This window comes from Occallatibacter sp. (assembly GCF_035317045.1).
Taxonomy (GTDB): Bacteria; Acidobacteriota; Terriglobia; order Terriglobales; family Acidobacteriaceae; genus Telmatobacter.
On record NZ_DATHHT010000011.1, the window covers coordinates 289,594 to 311,821 of the forward strand.

General features: G+C 54.4%; 14 protein-coding genes. 7 read left to right on the forward strand and 7 right to left on the reverse strand.

Annotated elements, in window-relative coordinates:
- Window positions 1-15: 15 nt before the first annotated feature.
- The 3 genes from VK574_RS04520 to VK574_RS04530 form a co-directional block, all read right to left on the reverse strand.
- Window positions 16-1,089, reverse strand: a complete 1,074-nt coding sequence (locus VK574_RS04520; RefSeq protein WP_472798615.1) for a glycosyltransferase family 4 protein — start codon at window positions 1,087-1,089, stop codon at window positions 16-18.
- Window positions 1,086-1,877, reverse strand: a complete 792-nt coding sequence (locus VK574_RS04525) for a glycosyltransferase family 2 protein (protein ID WP_472798616.1) — start codon at window positions 1,875-1,877, stop codon at window positions 1,086-1,088. Before VK574_RS04525 ends, VK574_RS04520 begins: the two co-directional genes overlap by 4 nt.
- A gap of 71 nt (window positions 1,878-1,948) precedes the next feature.
- Window positions 1,949-2,929, reverse strand: a complete 981-nt coding sequence (locus tag VK574_RS04530) for an SLBB domain-containing protein (RefSeq protein WP_472798617.1) — start codon at window positions 2,927-2,929, stop codon at window positions 1,949-1,951.
- A 1,144-nt stretch (window positions 2,930-4,073) separates the two neighbouring features.
- Between VK574_RS04530 and VK574_RS04535 the strand changes: the two genes are divergently transcribed.
- The 3 genes from VK574_RS04535 to VK574_RS04545 all read left to right on the forward strand — a co-directional run bounded on the left by VK574_RS04535 (window position 4,074) and on the right by VK574_RS04545 (window position 6,151).
- Window positions 4,074-4,313, forward strand: coding sequence for a helix-turn-helix domain-containing protein (locus tag VK574_RS04535; protein WP_472798618.1), 240 nt, complete (start codon window positions 4,074-4,076; stop codon window positions 4,311-4,313).
- Window positions 4,314-4,595: 282 nt separating this feature from the next.
- Entirely contained in the window at window positions 4,596-5,186 is a 591-nt protein-coding gene (locus VK574_RS04540; RefSeq protein WP_472798767.1) for a site-specific integrase, read from the forward strand.
- A complete protein-coding gene (locus VK574_RS04545) occupies window positions 5,183-6,151 on the forward strand; it encodes a tyrosine-type recombinase/integrase (protein WP_472798619.1) in 969 nt (322 codons plus the stop codon). Before VK574_RS04540 ends, VK574_RS04545 begins: the two co-directional genes overlap by 4 nt.
- 225 nt (window positions 6,152-6,376) lie before the next feature.
- Here VK574_RS04545 and VK574_RS04550 read toward each other — a convergent pair whose 3' ends face one another.
- The 3 genes from VK574_RS04550 to VK574_RS04560 form a co-directional block, all read right to left on the reverse strand.
- The gene (locus VK574_RS04550; protein WP_472798620.1) at window positions 6,377-7,348 is read right to left on the reverse strand and encodes a tyrosine-type recombinase/integrase; all 972 of its coding nucleotides are present in this window, start codon (window positions 7,346-7,348) and stop codon (window positions 6,377-6,379) included.
- Complete coding sequence (locus VK574_RS04555; protein WP_472798621.1) at window positions 7,345-8,592, reverse strand: tyrosine-type recombinase/integrase; 1,248 nt, start codon at window positions 8,590-8,592, stop codon at window positions 7,345-7,347. Before VK574_RS04555 ends, VK574_RS04550 begins: the two co-directional genes overlap by 4 nt.
- Before the next feature lie 1,057 nt (window positions 8,593-9,649).
- On the reverse strand, window positions 9,650-10,537 hold the full coding sequence (locus VK574_RS04560; RefSeq protein WP_472798622.1) for an aldo/keto reductase: 888 nt from the start codon (window positions 10,535-10,537) through the stop codon (window positions 9,650-9,652).
- A gap of 144 nt (window positions 10,538-10,681) precedes the next feature.
- Between VK574_RS04560 and VK574_RS04565 the strand changes: the two genes are divergently transcribed.
- Window positions 10,682-13,705, forward strand: a complete 3,024-nt coding sequence (locus tag VK574_RS04565) for a glycosyl hydrolase family 28-related protein (RefSeq protein ID WP_472798623.1) — start codon at window positions 10,682-10,684, stop codon at window positions 13,703-13,705.
- 64 nt (window positions 13,706-13,769) lie between these two features.
- Here the strand turns inward: VK574_RS04565 and VK574_RS04570 are convergent, their stop codons facing one another.
- On the reverse strand, window positions 13,770-15,989 hold the full coding sequence (locus VK574_RS04570) for a hypothetical protein (protein ID WP_472798624.1): 2,220 nt from the start codon (window positions 15,987-15,989) through the stop codon (window positions 13,770-13,772).
- A gap of 418 nt (window positions 15,990-16,407) precedes the next feature.
- Between VK574_RS04570 and VK574_RS04575 the strand changes: the two genes are divergently transcribed.
- The 3 genes from VK574_RS04575 (at window position 16,408) to VK574_RS04585 (ending at window position 21,970) form a co-directional block, all read left to right on the forward strand.
- A complete protein-coding gene (locus VK574_RS04575; protein WP_472798625.1) occupies window positions 16,408-17,445 on the forward strand; it encodes a hypothetical protein in 1,038 nt (345 codons plus the stop codon).
- An 88-nt stretch (window positions 17,446-17,533) separates the two neighbouring features.
- Window positions 17,534-18,736: a tetratricopeptide repeat protein gene (locus VK574_RS04580; RefSeq protein WP_472798626.1), complete on the forward strand. Its 1,203-nt coding sequence runs from the start codon at window positions 17,534-17,536 to the stop codon at window positions 18,734-18,736.
- A gap of 372 nt (window positions 18,737-19,108) precedes the next feature.
- Window positions 19,109-21,970, forward strand: a complete 2,862-nt coding sequence (locus tag VK574_RS04585) for a peroxidase family protein (protein ID WP_472798627.1) — start codon at window positions 19,109-19,111, stop codon at window positions 21,968-21,970.
- Window positions 21,971-22,228 lie beyond the last annotated feature (258 nt).

The following is a 22,228-nucleotide window of genomic DNA, read 5'->3' on the forward strand; positions in this document are numbered from 1 at the left end:
AAATAGTTAACTGATCTAAATGGATTTGAATGAAGCGGCCCCGCAGAAACTAAGCAAGGTTTTTGACCATTGCTTGGGAGTGAATTGCTGAGAAAGGGAGAAGCTAGCCGCTGCCATTTGCTCGAGGTGGGCATCCGTCATCGATGCGATCCGGGCCATGAATACTGCGAGTCCCCTGGCGTCACCATTGTCAAAGATATAGCCATTATATCCCGGCTGCACCAGGTGTGGCACAGCACCAACGCTTTCTGATGCAAGAATCAGCCTTCCCGCCGATGCCGCTTCATGAACGACCAACGCCCAAGGTTCAAAATAACTCGTCAAAATGAGACAGCCTGCGGAAGCAAAGACATCTGGCATATGCTCTGGCTGGACGAAGCCTTTGAGAACGATCCCCTGCCGGCTTTCCAAACGTGAACGAAGTGGTCCAGTTCCACAACATATCAGCGGCCAAGGGTTTGAAACTGAGGAGTGGTAGATGGCATAAGCCTCCGCAAGCACGTCTATTGATTTCTGAGGTACGAATCTACCCACGAATAAAAACTTGCGCGGCAGCAGTTCACCTCGCTGGATTCTCGAAGTGTGAATTGCAGCAAACGATGCATGATCGCAGGAGTAGCATCCGCGCAAGATCTGATTCTGTGAAAATCCCAATTTTCTTGCGAATGCTGCCTGCCTTTCTCCTGGTAGCCAGACTGCGTCCGCTATCGGTCTTACATAAAATGGCGATATGAGTGTGCCAAACCACTGTTTCAGACTGCCTTTCCAAGGATTATCCATCACCATTATGCGCCAGCACTTTCCTGCGAATTTCCGAGCCACCCGTCTATAGACGGAAATATGCCAGGAGGAAAGGATTATGATGTCGGGCTCGAAAGAATGCAGCTTTTGTGCCAAAACCTCGGCACTACATTTGTTTTGCCAAGTTGTTCGATTTGGCATCCAGTCAAATTGACTTTCATCAAACGGAGCATCATCAACGGGCACCTCGTGACAAATGAACAGTTCAACGCCTTCCTGCTTGCCGAGTTCCTTCAGACAGGCGTTCAGATACCCCGAGAGGCATGTCCAGAGGATTGCAATTTTCATCGACCGGCGCTCTCCCGTTGCGCTTGAAATCTCTCATTAAGGCTCTTTATAAAGCCTTCAGCACGGTAGAAGATTCGTAGCAATTCATCGGTTGTTCTCCACTCATGTCTATGCACCTGGCGGAAGATTCTTCGTTGATCCTGTCCATATTGTTCGTTCATCTTTCCCGATCCAGAAATAGACGCGTCGTGAATACGAAATCCCGCGAGATCCGCATTGATGTATTCAATCCTTGCTCCCAGCGTTGCTAAGTTGACGAAGAGTTCGCCATCCCAACAGGTTCGGTTTTCAGGATTAAATTTTGGGGAATTGTGAAAAATCTGCGCACGAAAGAAAGTGGACTGCTGGAGCCACCGAGACCCACCATAAAAGAAACGGCGCGCTGTAAAATCTCGCGCTCTGCAATGTCGAATCCTCCGCCCCTTCGCATCAATGATGTATCCGTTCCCCATCAATATGTCGCATTCTGCATGCGATTCAAAAAACTCCCCAACCAGCCGAAGAGACCCAGGAAAGAGGAGATCGTCCGCATTAACGAACCCGAAGATCTCTCCTGTCGCACGCGCAAAGCCTTTGTTCAGTCCGTCAGCCGCCCCGCGATCGGTCTCGAAAATCACGTGTGCGATACGTTCGCCATAGCTCTTGATCAGTTCTCTGCTTCCGTCGGCCGACCCCGGATCCAGCACGATGTATTCGAGATCCGGATATCCTTGCGACAGGATGGAGTCCATCGCTTCTCTAAGATAGGCGTTCTGATTGAAGGAAAGTGTAACGATGCTGATTTTCACACGGCTCCGTAAGCGCGTCGGCTGGCTGGAAGAGGCCCTCGATGATTCGGTTCATAGCAGATTGCAGAAAACTATGGATGATAGAGGTAAAGAGCTGACGGTGCGAGTGAAATCGCAAATGCAAGGGCCCCCTTCAAAATCTCTTTAAGCGGACTCGGCGAGACATAGATAATGTCGTCTTCGTGTACTATCGGATCGCCTACACGCGACGTTAACACCTTCTTCAAATCAATTTGCTCTACGACTTTTGTGCCGTCCGGTTGTGCGCGCACAAGATATGTCTTGCTTGCAGAGGCGTTCGGAGCGATTCCGCCGGCTAGCGTCATCACTTCGGACAAAGTCATATTCGGCGAGCCACACAGTGAATAGGCGCCAGGTTTCAGGACGTTGCCTCCAACATAGGCAATGCCACACGCGCGCACTAAAACCCGGTCGCCCGGAGAAACAGTTCGATCGAAGTTCTCAGTATTGTGCATAGTCGGATCCCATGACACGTACATCTTCTTTCCAGAATCTCGATCATTGGTGATCTCAATTATGCGACCCGTGTTCGCAGTTAAACCGCCAGCGGTGGCCAGTAGATCTGAGAGTTGGTGCTTGCCGGGCGGTGGATAGACTCCTGGACTGTGGACCTCACCAAGCACGGTAATACCTGTGCTAGAGGAATCGATGGTAATCATGATTTCTGGGTCAAGCATGAGATTCCGGTCTTTCAATTCCTTGGCCAGCATTCGCGCTGCAGAAGCACTGTTAAGACCCGCGACGTGCAACTGGCCCAACATCGGAAAAGGAATGTCTCCACTCTCAGAAACCCGGGTAATGAGGGAGAAGTCGGGCGCATCGAAGACGCTGATATGCACGACCTCGCCAGGAGATATCGGACCATCAGAAAGACCGCCGACGGATGACGCCGGAGTTGCTGATGCCGCTGGGGATGATCCGCTACTTTGCGCAAGGGGAATGAGCGCGGGGCGCGCCTCTTGCGCCGCACTGGAAAGCGGTTCAAGGAATAGGAGTGCCGCGAAGATCAGACTACATTTTCGAGAAGCCATTGTCCTACTTGGGGTCGGAGTGACCTACTAGTCTGGCGCTCTTCTCGATTGACGAGAGCGCGCCAATTTGTCAAGCTACTGGCGTTAGCGAAAGTCCCTTGTGATTTGCCAGAACGGCTAATGAGCGGAGAATCTAAACCGTGCAAAGCTCCGCCATCCTCACTTGGCATGAGGGATTTCACAGTTTTGAGGAAAACCAAAAACAGCAACACGGACGAGAGGCTGAGAGATATGTTGAAAGCGAATGCTTCCATCCACTTGCCGACACCGCATAGGCTTCCAACTCTCCTCTTAAGTATATCAGTAGATTCACAATTCGTTGATGAAAGAGACCGAAACCAGACACGCAAGTTGGCGGTTGTGACACCGGCCCATGGCCAGATTGTGTCGACACGTCCCGGTGGGGCGGACTTTACACTGCATCTTATTCTTCCGCCGATCTGCGACGCAATACCACATCAGAATTCCATGGCCCAAAAACTCAGCCACGGAACAACGGAGCTCTCCCGTTGCATGAATGAGGGAACTGGGGCGACAGAGCTTTGCGCTTTGGATGCGAATGAGGCGCAGTCTCTGCTGCAGATGGAAGATGGGGACGTTCAGCTAAAGCACTGGATACCGATCCGAGTCAGGCATTAAAAGCGTCATAAAAAAAAGGGGGCTGGAGATTGCCGCTGTGAGGAAGAATTGCGGCCGTCTCAGTGGGTTTCATCTGACCGAGCGCAGGTCCCGTAAATTCGTGGACTCAGTTTGAGCCGGCTATCGGTACCAGCCGAGGTCGGATCTTCGAGGCTCAATGATTTATCTCAGGTGCTTCGCTTCAACGCAATTTCGCAGGTTTTTGCGTTTCTGAAAGCTTTGATGATTGACGAATTTGTCTCCTCCATGGGCGGCATCGTCAGTTATGGGTAGTGCTGGCGATGTTGCGCCCAGAAAGATTCACTTCGGAACTTCGTCCTGGCTGTATGCTTTAGGCCTACTCGCACGGCTCAATAGTTGTGCATCGAGGTGGTCAGTTTGCACTCAGCTGACCTTCTGATCGCCACTCCCAAAAACACCTGCCATCAAACTCTCAAATCTTTAAAGGGCATTTTTTACCTCGAATATTCGCTTTTGGCATATTGCGACCTAAAGCCGTAAAAAGGTGGCGTCTGAAAGGCGCCTTTTGAAAACCTCCAATTATCGACGGTCCTATGCAGCGTTCCGAAAGCGCTTGAGAGAGGCTCGCGAGAAAGCGAATCTGACCCAAAACGATGTAGCCTCCGCTTTGAAGATCAATCAATCCATCGTTTCGAAATGTGAAAGTGGAGAGCGCCGCGTTGACTACGTCGAACTCAAAGAATTTGCACGCCTCTATGAGATTCCGCTGAGTTTTTTCGACTGATCTCTCGCATTCCAATCGGGCGAACAATTGGCTATGGTGAGATTATGCAACGTGAGCGGCCCTTCGCGGGGGTAGACGCTGGCAAGGATTGCAAATTGCAGATCAGACTCTTTATTGCAGATAAGATTGGACGTCTTCTGAACAAATTAGCTTCTTGGCATAAAGTTAGTTTACGCAACTTACCAATGGATAGCCTTTGACCGGCACTTTCCTGATTTCATTCAGCAGCAATTCGTTGCTTTCCATCGAATCCATCTCCGATGCCCAAAAGGCAGCCAAGAAATTCCTCTTAATGTTCTAACAAGTTCCCTTCCCCCATGGGAACAGGTACGTCGAGCAATCGCCTCAATCGGAGACTCCAGCCCCGCCGACCTGCGAGCCAAAGCAATGTTTTTGCTGTTTTCGATATATGGACTACGATCAGCCGAGGTGAGGGGTTTGATGCTTGAGGACATCGATTGGCGTAAGGGATCGATGATCGTACGCAGAGCCAAGCGAGGAAAAACTCAGCAGTTTCCATTGCAAAACGAGGTAGGTGAAGCAATCGCACTGTACCTAGAAAGGGCGCGGCCCAGATGTGGATGTCGCGCTCTCTTCGTCACGCTGCACCCACCCTATCGACCAGTTTCAGGGCAGTCAATGTCCCCGATCATCAACCCGCGCATGAAAAGAGTCGATATAACGTTGCAACGATACGGGCCACACATGCTGCGCCGAGCATGCGCCACGCACCTACTGAGAACAGGATTATCTCTCAAGGACATTGCGGATTTCTTAGGGCACAGCGACCTGCGATCGGTGGGCAGCTATGCCAAATTTGATCCCGAGTCCCTCAAAAGTGTGGCCAAATTTAGTCTTCGAGGTGTTCTATGACGCTCGAACAGGCGATCAACTGGTACGTCCGGCGAAAACAGGCTACGGGCATATCTTTTTCCAAGGGATACTATTTGTACCGAGCTTTCTTGAGAGCGACCGGTAATTTGGATCTCAGCCGCGTCAACGTAAATCACGTTTCTCAGTTCCTGAATCGATCCCGAGCTTCCACAACTGTTTTTCGCGTTAAGCACAGCCTTCTTCGGCATTTCTTCGAATATTGGGCCGCTCATGGCGAGATTTCAGAATCGCTGATGCCCGCCAATCGGCCGCCAGAACGCTCAACGTTCTTGCCCTATATCTATACCAGGGAAGAACTCCATCGCATGCTGCGATTGGTGCCAACTTGCATCACGAAAAATGACAAAATACACCCCAAAACGTTGCGCGCTATTCTTCTAGTGTTGTACGCGACCGGTGCCAGCGCTTGCGAGGTGACAAGGCTCGTTTGCGAGAGCGTCGATCTTCAGAACTGTATTTTTAAGCTTCCAGGTAGCCGGGGGAAGACGAGTCGATCTATCCCTCTCGGAAAGGACCTCATCCGAGTAGTACAGCAATATGCTGATTGGCGAAAACGAGTGGAAACACAAGGTGATCGCTTTTTCTCCAGAATGGATGGAGGATTTATTAGTCCACGAGCGGTCCAGCGCAATTTCGAGCGTCTGCGTCGGAAAGCGGGGATTGCGGGCTTTCGAAAAAGCAGTCAAAAGCCTTGTGTTCGGGATCTCAGGGCAACGTTCGCCGTCCATCAGATCACTTCATGGATAAAGAAGAAGGAAGATTTAGACGTCATGCTACCTGCCTTGGCCGCGTATATCGGTAATGCCGGCCTCGAATCAACTGAACGTTTCCTCCGATTGACCCCCGCACGCTTTCAAGACGCTCTGAATAAACTGAGCCCGTCGAGATTACATGCAAGATGGCAGGATGATTCGAGGCTCCTGAAGTTTCTTACGGAGTTGTAAACGAAGCGCGATGATCGATGCGGAGGTATGCCAAATCTTCGTGCCCGCTGATTGTAGCCACCGAAGAAGACGCTGCACAGATGTGGGAAGAAGCGCGCGCCATCGCCAGCAGCATCCTCGCCGCCTGCCCAACCATCTACCCTCGCCGGAGACTGGCGCATTCGCTTTGCATAGATACTTCTATGATGCCCGGCCTAGTGAGAATGCCTGCAGTGAACTTTACCCCTAGAGAGCAGCTAGAAATTTCATCAGTTGAGGATTATCGCGCCAGTGCCTCTTCGCTTGCCCTGGACTGAGTCTGCTCAGGTCTTTGCGGAAGCGTTCAGGCGTGAGAGCCATATATCTCTCGGTCGCGGTCAGGCCAACAAGTCCCATATACGCAGCAAGCGCAGGGAGCATCCGATTCAGATCCGCCCCGCTCTTGATCCAAGAGGCAATTCGATGAACGGCGAAACTGGGTCTGAGATCGTGCATCCGAGGCTCACCTCTAGCGCCGTTTCTACTCTGAACTCCGGCGAGAACTCGAAGGCGCTGAAATCTGTTGCGAAGGGTCCCGGCAGTGGCCGGGCGACCATCCCGGGTAACGAATAGGCGGTCGTTCGTCAGGCGCTTTTGATGCCGGAAGCCAAGATAAGAGTTCAAGTTCGCACGGAGGTCCGGCCCGATTGGAATCGTGCGAGATCGTCCGAACCGACCGCCGCCTATGGAAATGTACCCGCGTTTGGGGTCGACATCGCAAACTCGAAGGTTCGCAATCTCTCCCACTCTCGCGCCAGTTGCATAGAGCAGCAAAATTGCACATCGGAGTGTCTGCTTACCAAGCCTGCACGCGAGACTACCCTGGCATTTGGGAATCGCCCGCATTAGCCTCCGAATTTCATCGCGGGTATAGATATGGGGGACGAATGACCGTTGCACAGGTGGCCTGTTTGGCGGCATCAACACCGGAGCCATGGCATCTCGGGCCGCCCAGTACTCGAAGAACCTGCGCAGAAGGCTATGATTGACACGCCACGACGTCACAGCGGATGGACGGCGGTCCAAAAAGGCGGAGATATGCTGAGTTTTTATCTCGCTAATAGAAGAGTCCCCGATTTGATCGCAAAAAGTGCCCAGCGTCTTAGAACCGGATATAAAAAGAAGCCCCTCCTTGCGCTTTCTGCGCACATATATCTCGACTGCTCCGCTTAGATTCATAGCACACTCGCCAGACTGAAGGCCGCGACACTGCGCAAGGTACTGGGATCATGCTTGGCGTAGACGCTAACCGACCCGAGACTCCGATGACCGAGGAAATCTGCGATGTCCCTCAATGAAGATCCCTTTCTCAATAGCTCTGTAGCGCACGCATGCCGCAGAGTGTGAGTCCCCATCCTCTCCGATTTGATTCCCAAGTTGACCATCGGTTTGGCCACAACGGACCGAAGCGTGGTCGTCAAGATGGGCTTATGCGGATAACCTCGAGTGACGAAAAGGTGTCGACATGGGCAATGAGGCCGCACGAATTTCAGATACTGCAAGACCGCATCTCCCACCTCGTATTGAAGCGGAAACTGCTGTATCCTGCCACGTTTGCCCCGCCGTACGGTCAGGGTCTCGCTATACCAATCGAAGTCCTCCAGGCGCAAATCCACAATCTCACAGCTTCTCAATCCGTAAATTGCACAAAGCGTCAAAATAGCCTTGATGCGAATGTCTCCGAGCGACATCTTTTTTGAGAACCTGAGAAGTCTGCGCACCTCGGGCCATGATGGCCCCTGAGGGACCCCGCTGTATCTAGGAACCGAAGTCCCATGGATGTTGCCTGCAATATTTCGTAAACATCCTCTCTCAGAATCGACAAACAGGAACAATGCCCGCAGTGCCTTACAAATTACGTTGATGGTTCTCGGTTGGAGCTGTTCTGCCCGCTTGAAATCGAGATAATCGTCGATATCTTGCAAAGTTACACTTGCGAAACAGTCGTGCCGTCGGGAGATCCAGTTCAGGAATTCGGCCGCGCGCGCGCCGTAGCTTCGGATCGTGCTTAGTGCCAGGCCCTTCGTTTCCCTAAGATGCCGCGTGAAGTCGGTTAGCAGCGTAGAAAATGACTGAGCGGGAGCTTTGGGCTCGGTCATCCAATGGTGAAAGCGAAGAAAGTCCAGGGCTAGACCGTACAAGGCAGGTGCGCTTCGAGCGCTGGCTGGCAGAACTTTGTGGAAAGCAGTGTCGTTCGCCCAAGCTTCGGCTGCTTGTCGCAGTTCATCGAGAGCTACTTGTCGCGCCGTTGGAATGCCTATCAGCCGGATCACATGAATTAAAAGGGAAGCCTTAGATCGAAGGGACTTGACTTTATATCCGTGTCGAAACAAGTGGGCCAGGTAGTCCTCTCGCTCTTTCAGCAACGGCGCTTGGAGATGGCGTGCTCTAGCATTTGGTCGAAAGATAATGCTCTCAATCATCTCAATTCCCTTCCGGGAACAATCAGAAAGAACGGCTGGAATTCAAGTTTGGCCGCGATCAGTTGTAAACTAGCCCGCAAGCATGAAACGAAAAGATGATCCTTGGCAACGGCGAGTGCTGGTTGCTGTCGCAAATTTGGAGTCATCCCCGCGAGCGGCTTCGACAGGCCATGCCCGCTCCCACCATCGCGATTCTTGCAGCACAGGTTTCTGCAGAGAAATTCTGTGATCTGATTGCGTCCAGTCCTGCTCTCTCGCTCTATGTTCTCAGAATCCTGGCAGTCGCTGTGAGCGGCGCTGAACTTCAGGTTCAATGAACGGTATTCCATGTCGAATGCCGCTGGCAGTCCCACAAAGGAGCTGCCTGCGCGCAAAAACCCATACCATCCGCGTCTGGCAGGGGAAGCACGAGACGGACGTTTACCGGTCTCGATGAAGTAGAACGCAAGTGCCCCCTCACCTGCCCTGAAGAGAACGCGAGCACTCGGGCGTTATATCTAAGTGAAGAGTCCTTGGATTCTTACGGAAACGAGATTCGGTCCTGCGATCTCGCAGCGCGCGAGTCGGGGCAAATGGTCCCCCCCCGGGGGGAAGTCTTAGTGCATTGCCGGACTCGTATCAGGGAATGCCAATTCCCTGATACCGGTGTGATAATTCCCTGTTTGGTAAAGGCCTCAACTTCACTTTAGATCTGATGGAAGCTCCCGAATATCAGATACCTAGGGCCCCAGAGCTGCCGGAGAAGTCGGGGGTAAACTTAATATTTTCCCTGTATTTTTCCCTGTTAGCAGGGAAAACCCAAATCCGGAGAGAGGTTCGCGGCCGACTACTAGCACCGCCATTTCTCATTCAGCGCAGTCCGCAACCCTGCAAAGCGCTCCGTTAACGATCTCCTATACCATTGAAAACAAGAGAACTTGCCCATCAGTCCGCTGATGTTCTGTTGGTGAACGGAATCGCACAGATTGGCTCAGCAGTTCTTCCCGACCAAACATCCCTGAGTGTCAATCGGACCTGAAGCACATCGGAGGTCGCTCACTGGGCAGTTCATAAGGAACTACACAAGTGCAAGATTCAAGTTGCTGATGGCTTCATCAATCTCTTGCGTGCTCTTGAAGCCAATCGTCGCACTGTCGACCCCGGCATTCTGGAAAGCAAACCTCATCGCCTTCACGCGATCGTCGTGACTGTTCTGGAACTGGCCGCCGCCGCACAGCTTCATGCCGATCACCCCCAGCCCTTCCTTTTTCAACTGGTGGATGTGATCGACCACTTCGCTCACGTTGTCGGGGTGGTTGGTGTCTTCGTAGGTCGGCCCGTCCATACGCGCGCCGTTGTGGTTGATGCGGATCAGTCCCACGTCGAGCCAATTGGTGCCCGGCATCTGACGCAGCGCCGGCAGCCCGTGCACTGAGGCGCCATGGGTACGGATGATCTTCCTCTGCTGCGCTGCAAGAATTCCATCCTGCCAGCGCTTCGTGGTCTCCGGCCAGTCAGCCGTGTGCTGCCAGTGCAGCAGCATGATGTCGAAGTATTCGGTTTGCGAGGTGCTGCGCAACTCGTCGAATTTTGCCTGCGGGTCAATACCTTCGTGGAACGTGGTCACCTTGCTCATCAGTTGATAGCTATCGCGGGGCAGGCCCTTCAGTGCCTCGCCCAGCATTGCCGGCGTCTGGTAAGCCTCGGCTGTTTCGAAGAAGCGGATGCCGCGGTCGTATGCATAGCGCACCAGCCGTGTGAACTCCTGCTGGCCCAGCGCTGCCTGCACAGCACCGCCATCCGTTCCGGTTCCGAAGGCCAGCCGCGTCACCTCCATCTTTGAGCGCCCCAGCACCACGGTATCGGTCGCGGCGCGCTTGGCGCTCAGGGGAAGGGTTCCGACGGTCGCCATGGCTCCAGCGGCCAGACCTGTTTTGAGGAAACTACGCCTTGTGGTTGGACTCATCTTGACCTCCGTGGCTCAAGCCTGTGGCGAGCCGGATGAGTGGATGTTAGCACGCGGGCAATGCAATCCGATCTCAGGCTGTCGCAACGGTTCGGGTATGCTGGATTCCGCTGTTCAGCTCAAGACCTCACCTGCGGGAGCCCCATGAAGAAGGCTGTACTGGTCGCTGTCACCCTGTGCTTTTGCCCGGCGGCTTTCGCCGCATCTGTTATCACTACCCGTCTCGAAGATCCGAAAGCCATTTATGTGGATGCTCCGGCGACGACTGCGGACAGTTCCGCCGCGCTGCAGGCAGCCATCGACAAGGCCGCAGGCACCGGGCGGGAGGGCATTGTGTTCGTGCCCGCAGGCCGCTACACCATCACGCGAACTGTCTATCTGTGGCCGGGCGTACGGCTCATTGGGTATGGCGCCACGCGCCCGGTGTTCGTGCTTCCGCCGAATACGCCCGGGTTCCAGAAGGGCATGGGGGTGATGGTGATGTTCACGGGCCTGACTCCTCATGAGCGCCCGCGGGCCGGGGATCGCATTGCATTTCCTCCGCCGGGATCGGTGCCGCCCAACAACAACGTGGCCGATGCCAATCCGAATACATTTTATTCGGCCATGAGCAACATCGACATCGAGATCGGAGACGGCAATCCTGCAGCGGTGGCGGTGCGTTTTCATGTGGCGCAACACTCGTTTCTGACTCACATGGATTTTCATCTGGGCTCAGCGCTGGCAGGGATCTACCAGGCGGGAAATGAGGCGGAGGACCTGCGATTCTACGGAGGGCGCTACGGAATTCTGACGGAGAAGACCTCGCCGGCCTGGCAGTTCACGCTGATTGACTCGGTATTCGAGGGGCAAAGAGAAGCGGCCATCCGCGAACATGAAGTCGGTCTGACCTTGATCCGAGATACATTTCGGGACGTGCCGAAGGCTATCGATATCGATGAGGGCTATCCCGATCAGCTTTGGGTGAAGGATTCGCGATTCCAGAACATCAGCGGGCCGGTGGTGACGATCAGCCTGGAGAAGAGCCCGCTGACGGAAATCGGATTCCAGAACGCAGTGCTGAGCAATGCACCGGTCTTCGCCAAACTACGCGAGAGCGGAAAGACGGTTGCAGGAAAGGGCGCGGTTTACGAAGTGAAGAACTTCGCCTACGGGTTGATTGTGCCCGGCGAAGGGCGGATGGGGTCCATTGGCATGCAGTATGAGGCTGCACTGCTCGCCTCGATGCCGGCCACGCTGCAGCCGGCGATTCGAGCGCTGCCGTCGAGCAGCGAATGGGTGAATGTGCACACGCTGGGAGTGAAGGGCGATGGAACAACGGATGATACTGCCGCATTACAGCAAGCCATCAATGGGCATCCTGTGCTTTATTTTCCCGGTGGGCATTACGTGGTGCGCGACACGCTTACGCTCAAGCCCGACACGATGCTGATTGCGCTGCATCCCACGCTGACGCAGATTGACCTGCTGGATGAGACGCCGGGATACCAGGGGGTGGGCGCGCCAAAGGCAGTGATTCTTGCTCCGCAAGGCGGGAAGAACATTGTCAGCGGGATCGGAGTGCTCGCGGGCGGCATCAATCCGCGTGCGGTAGCGGTGTTGTGGAAGGCGGGTGAGCAGTCGCTTATGGATGACGTGCGCTTTCTCGGCGGCCACGGCAGCGGCACCAATCCTTACAACAACGACCACACGGCTGATTCCGATCTGCACAAGCGCTGGGACGGGCAGTATCCGAGCCTATGGGTTGCCGATGGGGGCGGAGGAACATTCGCAGACATCTGGACGCCGAATACGTTTGCGCAGTCAGGCTTTCAGGTATCGAACACGAAGACGCCCGGGCACGTGTACGAATTGTCGAACGAGCATCACGTGCGGAACGAGATCAAGTTTGATCATGTAGAGAACTGGGACATCAATGCGCCGCAGACCGAAGAGGAGGCCGGGGAGAGCCCCGAGTCGCTTTCGCTGGAGATTGATGATTGCCACAATCTCACCATTGCGAACTATCACGGATACCGCGTAACGCGTTCGCGGGCGTCATTCCCGGCGGCTGTGCGCATCTATCGATCGTCGGATATTCACTTCCGCAACCTGCATGTGAACGCGGAGAGCGGGTATGGCGTTTGCGACGCGAATGGCTGTGGCACATTCCTGCGCCTGAGCAAGTTCCCCTACGAGAACGCAATCGAGGATATGACGCATCATCTCGAGGTGCGTGAACGCGAGTTCGCAGCGCTGGACATCCTGGCTGATCCGCAGAGGCCTCAGTTGAGTGATGCGTCGATTGTGCTGGACAACGGAACAACCGTGAGAAAGCTGGAGGAGGGTTTCTTCTCGATTTCAGGAGCAGCGGTGGATGCGGCGGGCAATCTCTATTTCGTGGACCACCACAACCAACGCATCTACCGGTGGACGGAAAAAGAGGGCCTTACGGTTGAACGGGATAATCCGCTCGATCCGGTGAATCTGGCGATCGACAAATCAGGCAACCTGATGGTGGTTTCGTCGGCTGGGCCTGAGAGCACTGTGTACACGTTCCGGCCGGGAACATCCGCGGAAGACCTCACAGTGTTGACACCGCAAGCTGCCCAGTCTCATGGCAAAGCCGCCGTGATTCTTCCGGTGAACTGGTGGAACAACGGGGAGTTCAAGGACCAGTTGAACGTGGACACGATGCGTTTTACGACGTTGGCGGAGATGTTCGCCGCGGATGCGAATACGCTCAAGACACGCGAATATGTCTCTGCGGATGGCAGCGTGTTTCTACCGGCAGGCCGGGTGTTTGAGCAGGGTCCGGCGAATGATACGTCGGGTTGGCGATTCAGCGACAACCTCGATACGTATGGGTTCATCGTCGCAGAGCCTGGACAGCAGGTGTATGTCAGCAGTGAGTCTGAGGACATTACCTACAGCGCGAGGGTGAAACCGGACGGGACACTCGCGGAGCTGAAGCCGTTCGCGCAGCGAGGAGGCGAGAGCGTGGCAGCCGATACGCGCGGGAACGTTTACGTGGCCAACGGGCAAGTCTTCGTCTACGCGCAGGATGGACATCAAATCGCCGAGATCGATGTGCCGGAGCGGCCCTTGCAGTTGATCTTTGGGGGGGCGGATCACCAGACGCTCTTCATTCTTGCGCATCATGCATTGTTCGCGGCGCATGTGCGCTGACCGTGTTTCCACTCGGCCGCAGATGCCCCACCGAGGAAGCTCGATTAGAAATCTTGCCGCGCATTCAGTTGGAATCAAGTCTCAATTCGCGATCGGACGAGGCTTCGAGCGAGAATGCACCGGAGGAGATTTTTGCGGATGCGGTGTGCGGAGAGCCGGCAGCCAAGTAGAGGCACATCATTCCCCATGGTTCCGCGAACCGGACCTTGCTGGCCTTTATGATGCCGGCAAGCTTCTTTTGCAATGCGTTTCGGCTGCTCTGGAATTGCGGACTCGCAATGACGGTGCGTAGATCGGACTTTCCGATGAAAGATCGCATCGACTGGACCTCGACTCCGGCGTCGGCCATGCCATTGGCCCATTGAGAAATGACATACACATCGCCAATCAGCAACTCCACCCTGACGTCATCAGAGCCGAGTCCCACGAGGGGGCCGAGGGCGGGTAAAGGCCCCAAGGAAAGGGCACGAGGCCACACGTCATCCTGGGTGATCTTCATTCGAAACTGATCGTTGGATGAATTTGCGGGATCGATTGAAGCACGCATCGCCTGGCGTCCGATTTCGAGGAAGTAGTCCTTGGCGCGAAGATTTCCATTGGTATCGAAGAACATGGCGTCGCAATCTTTATCGGCGAAGGATGTTCGCAGGACGCAAGTCGATCTACCTTCTGTATCGAGACGAGCTTTGGCTTCGAGTCGCTGCTGTGGTGTCAATAAATCGAGATTCGCGCACCATCGTAAATATTGCTCGATGGTGGCTGCGGAGGTTTTTTGATTGACGGCGAAGTGGACCTGTTCGCAATTGAGATTCGATAAGGACACTGCCCCGCCCGCTCTATAGGTAGTGGTGGCAAGAACGGAATCAAACATCGCTTTGCGCAAAGCCTCATGGCGGTCCAGAGGATCAGATAGCGCAGAAATCGTATTTCCAGAAACGGTTTCCTTTATGGTGACGTCGCCGGATGCTTCGTCTGTAAGTACTTCACTTTGGCGAACCAGGTCAGCGAACGAAGCAAAGTTGAGAATGCCAAGGAGGTTGAGGTTGAGTTTTACGCCACGATCGCGAGTTGCGGCCAAGAGGCTTTTGTTTAGCGTGATCCCATCAGCAAGGCTGCCGCCGGGTTGCTGATTCTTCTCCAATGCGGTAAGCATTCGCAGATCGCCATGCAATGCCCGGTTTACAGCAGCGATAGAGGCCGAATTCAAGAGCGCTGGACGAATCTCGTACTGGAATGCTGCGCCATCCTCGTTGTCCGCTGAGAGAATCAAGTCGAGTGAGACCTTTAAGTGATGGTCGATTCCGCTGCGGATTGCAGAGATGAGGGTGGCGGTCTCGGAGGCGCTGAGGCCGGCGAACGAACTGGCGTCTGCGGTTGGATTCTTGCTGATGGCACCGATAATCGCCGAGAGTAGATCCTGGTCATTGAATTCGGCGGTGAAGCCACCCGACGCGGATGCATCCACGCGATATGCGGCATTCTTGTCGCGGGTAATCGTGAGTTCGATCGTTTCAGCATCGACTCTGCGAATTCGAACCTGATAATCGCAGGAAAGAGTGAAGCCAATGGAAACACCTGCCGCTACGCCTGCCTGTATTGAGATCGTACCTGCGCCAAGAGGAAGCGCCGCGGACGCCAGCGGATTGGGGGAAGCGGCAACCTCGATAGAGCCGGAAACGTGCAGGGAGCCATTTCCGGAAATCGTCGCAATGTCGCCAACACCTAGTAACCCGAGATCAGCCACAGTTGCCGGAATGGTGTATTGAGACAATGTGTCAGACAGGGCGCTCAAGAGCGTGGGTTCAGCGGCACCTAGTGGAAAACGCTTGTAGTATTGCAGGGTTACATTGCTGGATTGGGAGAAACCGAAAGCCAGGTCTCCCGCGGAAGCAGAGGCGTCGAATTCGAAAGTGCCATTGAATTCCAGTCCAACATAGGCCGTACTGGCAGGGACAAGGTATGGCGGCGGGAATGCATCGTGATCAAAAAGAGCCGAGCCCGGACTGGCGTTTACCGAAATGTCGAACTTGGCCGAGGGCGCTACGATAATGGCCGGAGGCGCATCGCCGATTTTGAAACCGTGTTGTGCGCTCGCCTGAAACTGGATCGGCTGGGTGGCAGCTTTACTGAGGATCTCCTCCTTCCGTTCGAGAAAATCGGGTAAGACTGCCAGGTGGAGCGCTTCAGACTCGAGGTAATGCAACAACGAGGACGGATGGTGAAGATCGATTGCTGGCCGGGCGACGGTGTTATCCGTCTGATCAGTGATTGAGATATCAGGCATTTACCATCCTTGTCGTGCTCAGGAGATGATCGAGCGGATTAGAGCGAGAATCGCGCGGGTTTTGGGTTTCAGCCCGTTCGCGATTTTGACACGTTTGCAAGCAACTTTCCAGGGTGATTGACGCGCGTGGCTGGAGACAGAAAAATGCGACAGATCCGGCATGCAACGATGGGACGCGAGGATTTGGCTTGCACACTCTTCTTTAATAGTGGCATTCTGCATTCCGATTTGAAACTTTGTATATTCTTCCCGTGGCGATATCCGCTTTCAGGGTGAGAACGTAGATGGGCGTGGCCGCAGAATTGCGTAGGATATTTTCTCCACCTGGAGGCCTGGATGAGCAGCTTACAAGCTTCGCCTGAGTCCTCAAGCCTGGAAGTCTGTATGATTTCGGGATTCCCAATGTGAGAGGTGAGGAATGCCCAAGACACTGGACGTGCTGATAGGTCTCGCGACCATCATGCTGTGCTTCAGCCTCGGTGTAACGGTGGTCACTCAAGCAGCGGTGAGCCTTTCGAATCGACGTGGCAAGTGCCTGCTCTACGGGATTGAGCGGCTGCTCCGGCAGATCTGGCCTGACTTGGGTCAAGATTTAACGAGAAGGATTGCACAGTTCCTGCTAAGGCATCCGCTGATTGCAACGCACGAAAACAGGCTCGCGAGCGTGTTGCAACGTGAGGAGATGGTCATCTTGCTATTGGAGGCAGCAGCGGGAGAATCCTCGGCATCGCTTGATCCGGTGGCCAAGGGTGCGCTATGTGGTGTCCTTGCCAAAAGCGGTATTGCTGATCCAAGCGCAGTGCTCGCCGAAATACGTTCGACCGCACAAGACCTCGAGAAGCTACGGCCCGAGCTCGCAGCATCAGAACGAAGGACGATGGCTATCTTGAAGGTCGCTTCGGGTCCATTTACGGCAAAGCTATTTGGCTGGTTCGACCAGACCATCGACCGCGTGACCGAGCGGTTCACCGCGCATGCCCATGTGTTGAGCGTGGTGATGGCTGCACTCATTACCTTTATTTTTCAACTGGACGCGATATGGATTATTCAGCGGTTAAGTTCCGATGATGCAACGCGGACGGCGATAGTAGCCCAGGCGCAACTTCTCGCGGACCAATACCGTGCGACAGAGGAAAAGAGTGCGGGGAATCCACCCTCGCAGCAACAGATTGCGATCGCCACGTATGACAATCTTGGGCTGATTCAGACACCCGCGCAGATGCCGTGGCGCGAGTGGCTTCGGGGATGGGGAACCTGGCATCGCATGGCTGGCGGACTGCTCTCTGTGTTGCTGCTCTCGCTTGGTGCGCCATTTTGGTACAACGTTTTGCAAAACTTTGTTCGGTTTAAATCATTGCTTTCCGGTCGCGACGATGAGCAGAGGCACTCCCGCCAATCACTCGACCGCGGGGACGGGGCTGATGCAAAGGAGGCAGATTCAGGAGCGATGGGATAATCAGTGGCCCGCCAATCGTTCCTTGGCTAGCCGTTGGAAGGATCGAGCACAACACTCGAGAATGTGACTTGGGGACCAGAGAGAGCATATGGCTGAAGACATGGAAAAGCTCGAGGCAGTAACGAAGAGGACGTGGCCGATCGTCATGGCTTGGATAGGTGGAATTTCTGCCCTGGTTGGATTTTTTGCCATGATAAGCGGAAACGTGAATCGCCTCATACAGCGCCATCGGCACCACGCTGAGCATGAGGCCCAGATGTCCCTTGCGCAGACTCAGGCCAATCAAGGCGAATACAGGGCATCACTCGCAACCTATACAGAGCTCTTGAAGAACGATCCACTGGATCGGCCTGTGCTTGACGCCCAGCTAAATACTGCGATGCTGTGGGTGGAAGATTTTGGAGTATATGTCCGCGAAGGGCAGAACGAGGCCGATGTTTCCGCTCCAGCATTGGATCAGATTCTGCCGGTACTAACCGCAGGATTGACGCGGGCGAAGGGCGTGGAGGCCGCAGATGTTGAAGCACATCTTGGTTGGGCTCACTGGCTCAATGGTCAGATGGCGCAACGTGAATCGGGTTCGATAGCCGATTCCGATTTGCAGGCTGCGCTGAAGATCGATCCACATAATGTCTATGCGCACGCTATGACAGGGTTTCTGCAATTGAAGACCGGAGGAGAACTCGAGCTCGCGATGCAGCATTTTCAGACCGCAGTTGCCACAGGGCGAGCGCGATCCTTCGTGAGAAGACTGCAACTCAGTGCCTTGATCTACCTTGACGAGCCGGGAGCGAGAGCGGAACTGATTCGAGTGGCAAATGACATGCGAAAAAACAACGAGGTGATGGAGGCGGGCAATCGCAACCGTATCCTTGGATTCTGTTTCGACCCTATCGTTACCAATCACAAGGAACTGGTTGAGTCACTGTCGGCTATCCCGAACGACGAGGCGCGGAAGACCTATGAATGGCTCGATGGCAAGCCATCAGTCGGTGAGTCGGAGGACTGGTGGAAGCTAAAGAACGACTACGTCGATGCAAATCTGTTGGAATTGAACGGCAATCGCGAGGAGGCACTGGCGAAATACCGGGAACTGCAAAAGAAGATGGGGAAAGGCTACAGTTCCCTTGGAAACGCTGTGAACGCGGGAATCGCAAGATTGTCGTCAACTAAATCCGCACGGGCGAATGAGGGGGTTCAAGTTGAAGATGGTATGTTCAGTGTCCAGATCCCCTCGTTCGTCATCAGGGATGTGCGCAAGAGATCGCTTGCCGGCGAGAATGTGGCCTAAAAAGAGTTCTCAAGGTAAACCTACTTCATTGTTGCGAGCGGTTTAGATTAATGCTAAGATTCGTCTCTCTTTCCCCTCTCGCGATTCACTGGAGAGCAATGAGAGAGTCGCAGCACTCGAATCATATGCTGTATGACTCCGATTATGCTCTCTTCGATCTGCTGAAGATTCGATCGTGATTCGGCGGTTGCGACTTTAGTTGCCTATCTCGACAGAGTTGCCACTCGCGAATACCTATCCAGTATGCACCATGCAAGGTCTACGTCGGGAATGTCCTGGACCCACAATGCTTGAAGGGTGGGATGAAACGGTGTCGAGTCCGCGATCACTACGTAGTTGGCGCGAATGCTTTGTCACGTCGGAGGATGTGAGATGAAACGGCTGTTTATAGCGACACTCTTTGTCGCGATCGTATGCGCAGGGAAAGGGCAGCCCAACCCTGGCATTACTCACTCCGGCAAGGAAGAGGAGGCCAAGGCACTTCGCGGATGCGCACAGATGGTGGTCGATCAGCTGAAGGATTTGAAGATACCTAATGCGCGCGCTTTACGCTTTCAAGGAAAAGTGTCGGAGGCGACCGACCTTTGTCGCGGTGGAGAACAGGCGCTGCTGTTTCGCGGGACACCGTGGGTTGACTGGGGCAACTATTGGGGAACCGGCGATCTCGGGTCACTTCCCCAGGGATTTATTTCAGCGAAGCTACCCTCCAATCGCGGAGTTTTGGGCGCCTTGATTGACCTGGAGTTGCAACGAATTGAGTTAATCAAGTTCAACCTATTCGACAATTCGGGCACCTACTCAACATATGTGCAAGGCAGCCACGGAGTGGGGGGTGGTGCAATCAAGGTGTGGCCGGAAATGCGCCTGCTGGCAACGAATCCGGCGTACGACATTGTCGGCGGGAGCGGGCCGCAGGTTTGCAAGGGCGACCTGATCCGTTGGAGGAACACGACCGGGATCTGCAACGACATCGTGAACCCCGCGATGGGTTCCTCGGGAATGTTGTTTGCGCGCAATGTCGACTTTGAGACGAGCTTTCCGGACCTTGGGCTGAATACCCTGACTCGCAATCGACATGGAAATCGTCTGTCGCTTCTTGAGCCGGATCCGCAGGTGATTAGCCGCCGTTTATTTACGCGCCTCCAATCCAGCGCTGGCGCGTGCAGGGAAGGTTATGGCTTGCCAAATGACTCGAGCCAGGCAAACTGCGATTACAAGAAGGCACCGTTCTTCAATGTCCTTGCCGCGTACTGGATTCAGTTCATGACACACGACTGGTTTTCGCATCTGGACGAAGGGCACAATGATGCGCAGTACATGAAAGTCGGATGCGCGGAGAAGCTGGTGAACAATGCCGAACAGCCTTTGAGCGATGAGGATGTCAAAGTGCTGGGCTGTCGGCCGGAAGACAGGATCGACAGGGGGTATGTTGCGCAGGATAGCGCGCAGGATAGCTTCACCAGCAACGGAGAAGCGCATCTGGCGCGTGCACCAAAGACGATGCGCAATACCAACACGGCGTGGTGGGATGCTTCGCAGCTGTACGGATTCGACGACCGCTCGCGCGCGCGCGTGAAACGCGATCCAAGCGACATGGCCAAAATACTACTGGTTCCTGTTGCAGGTCAGACGGGACCGGGGGTTCTCCCGGTATTTGAGCAAAGCGATCCGATCAATCCCGAATGGGCCGGGCAGGAGGCAACAGCATTTCCCGATAACTGGACGGTCGGACTGAGTTTTCTGCATAACCTTTTTGCGCGGGAGCACAACGCGTTTGTTGCCGAATTCAGGCGGACAGCCACACTGAATCCTGATGCGGATAGCGGATTGCGCGATCCCAGCCACCCGAAGGACGTAATTCGTTACCGCGATGTGACTCCAGATGAACTGTTCGAGGTTGCGCGCCTTGTGGTGGCAGCGGAAATTGCGAAGATTCACTCAACAGAGTGGACACCGCAGTTGCTTTACAACGAGCCTCTCTACCTCGGAATGAATGGCAATTGGAACGGCCTGCTGGGAGCCAACGGCGGCGCGTTGTCAGACGCACTTCGAGAAGTGGTCACGAAGAATTTTGGAAGATCGACGGATGTGGTCAAGGCAACCCAATGGTACTCAGTGTTTGCCTCTGGACCTGGCATCTTCGGACTTGGAAGCAAGGCAATCGGTTATGACATTACCAACCCGAAGTTCACCAATGGCGGTGTCAATCATTTCGGATCGCCGTTTAACTTCCCTGAGGAATTTGTCTCTGTGTACCGTCTGCACCCGCTGGTTCCGGACTTGCTGGAATATCGGGATCTTTCGGTTGACCCGAACAAGATCGCGAAGAAGGTGCCGGTTGTGGAGACCTTTCAGGGTAAGGCAACGGCATTCACCCATGGCATGCCGCTTGCGAACTGGGGCCTGACGCTCGGACGTCAGCGCCTGGGATTGCTGACCCTGCACAACTCTCCGATGTTTCTGCAGAATCTGAAGATGGGCAGGCTCGATAGTCCGACTCAACAGATCGATGTTGTTGCCTTGGATATCATTCGAGACCGCGAGCACGGCGTTCCGCGTTTCAACGAATTCCGGCGGCAATATGGCCTTCGACAGCTCAAGAGCTTCGACGATTTCATGGACCCTGGTGTACAGCCGGGATCTCCCGAGCAAGCGGAGCAGCAGGATACGGTTAAGACATTGCGCGAAGTCTACGGTCAGCATGTGTGCGACTCGTCAAAGGTGATCACCGATGCGCAGGTAAACGAGGACGGAACGCCCATCAATGACTGCCTTGGCCATCCCAATGGAACAATGGTGGACAACATCGAAGATGTCGACACCGCGGTCGGGTATCTAGCTGAATATCGCCGTCCTCATGGCTTCGCGATCTCCGAGACGCAATTTGTAGTTTTCATCTTGAACGCCTCGCGCAGGCTTTTCAGCGACAGGTTTTTCACGTCAAGTTTTCGTCCGGAATTCTATTCCTCACTTGGCGTGAACTGGGTGAATAATAACGGCCCCGGGCCCGTGGTGATGGAGAAGGGCACCCCGAATGGGCACGTCCAGCCTGTTTCTCCGATGAAACGAATCCTCATCCGGAACATACCCGAGTTGGCGCCTGAGCTTGATTCTGTTGTAAATGCTTTCGACCCGTGGGCGCGGGACAGAGGCCAGTACTACAGCGTTGCGTGGAAGCCCCGACCTGGTGCGGAGTCGGATGATTCCTTCCAAAGTCAATCGCCACAGCCATGAAATTTTTCGCCGGACGGTGCAAGCCATGAACCTTGCCGAAGACATCGCGGAGCGAGTTGCCGAACTGCGCAGACAGCGAGCGGACCTGTCTGCCCTTCAACCCTCGATTGATCGTTGTTCGCAACAGTGCTTTTGGAGTCGCGATCGTGATGGCCAGGTGGCAAGGCTTTTAGATGCACTTGGGCCTAACCTGAATTTCCAAAAAGATCTCGCGACCGCGCTCGATTGGGTGAAGCCAGCGAGTGACAGTCCGGAATT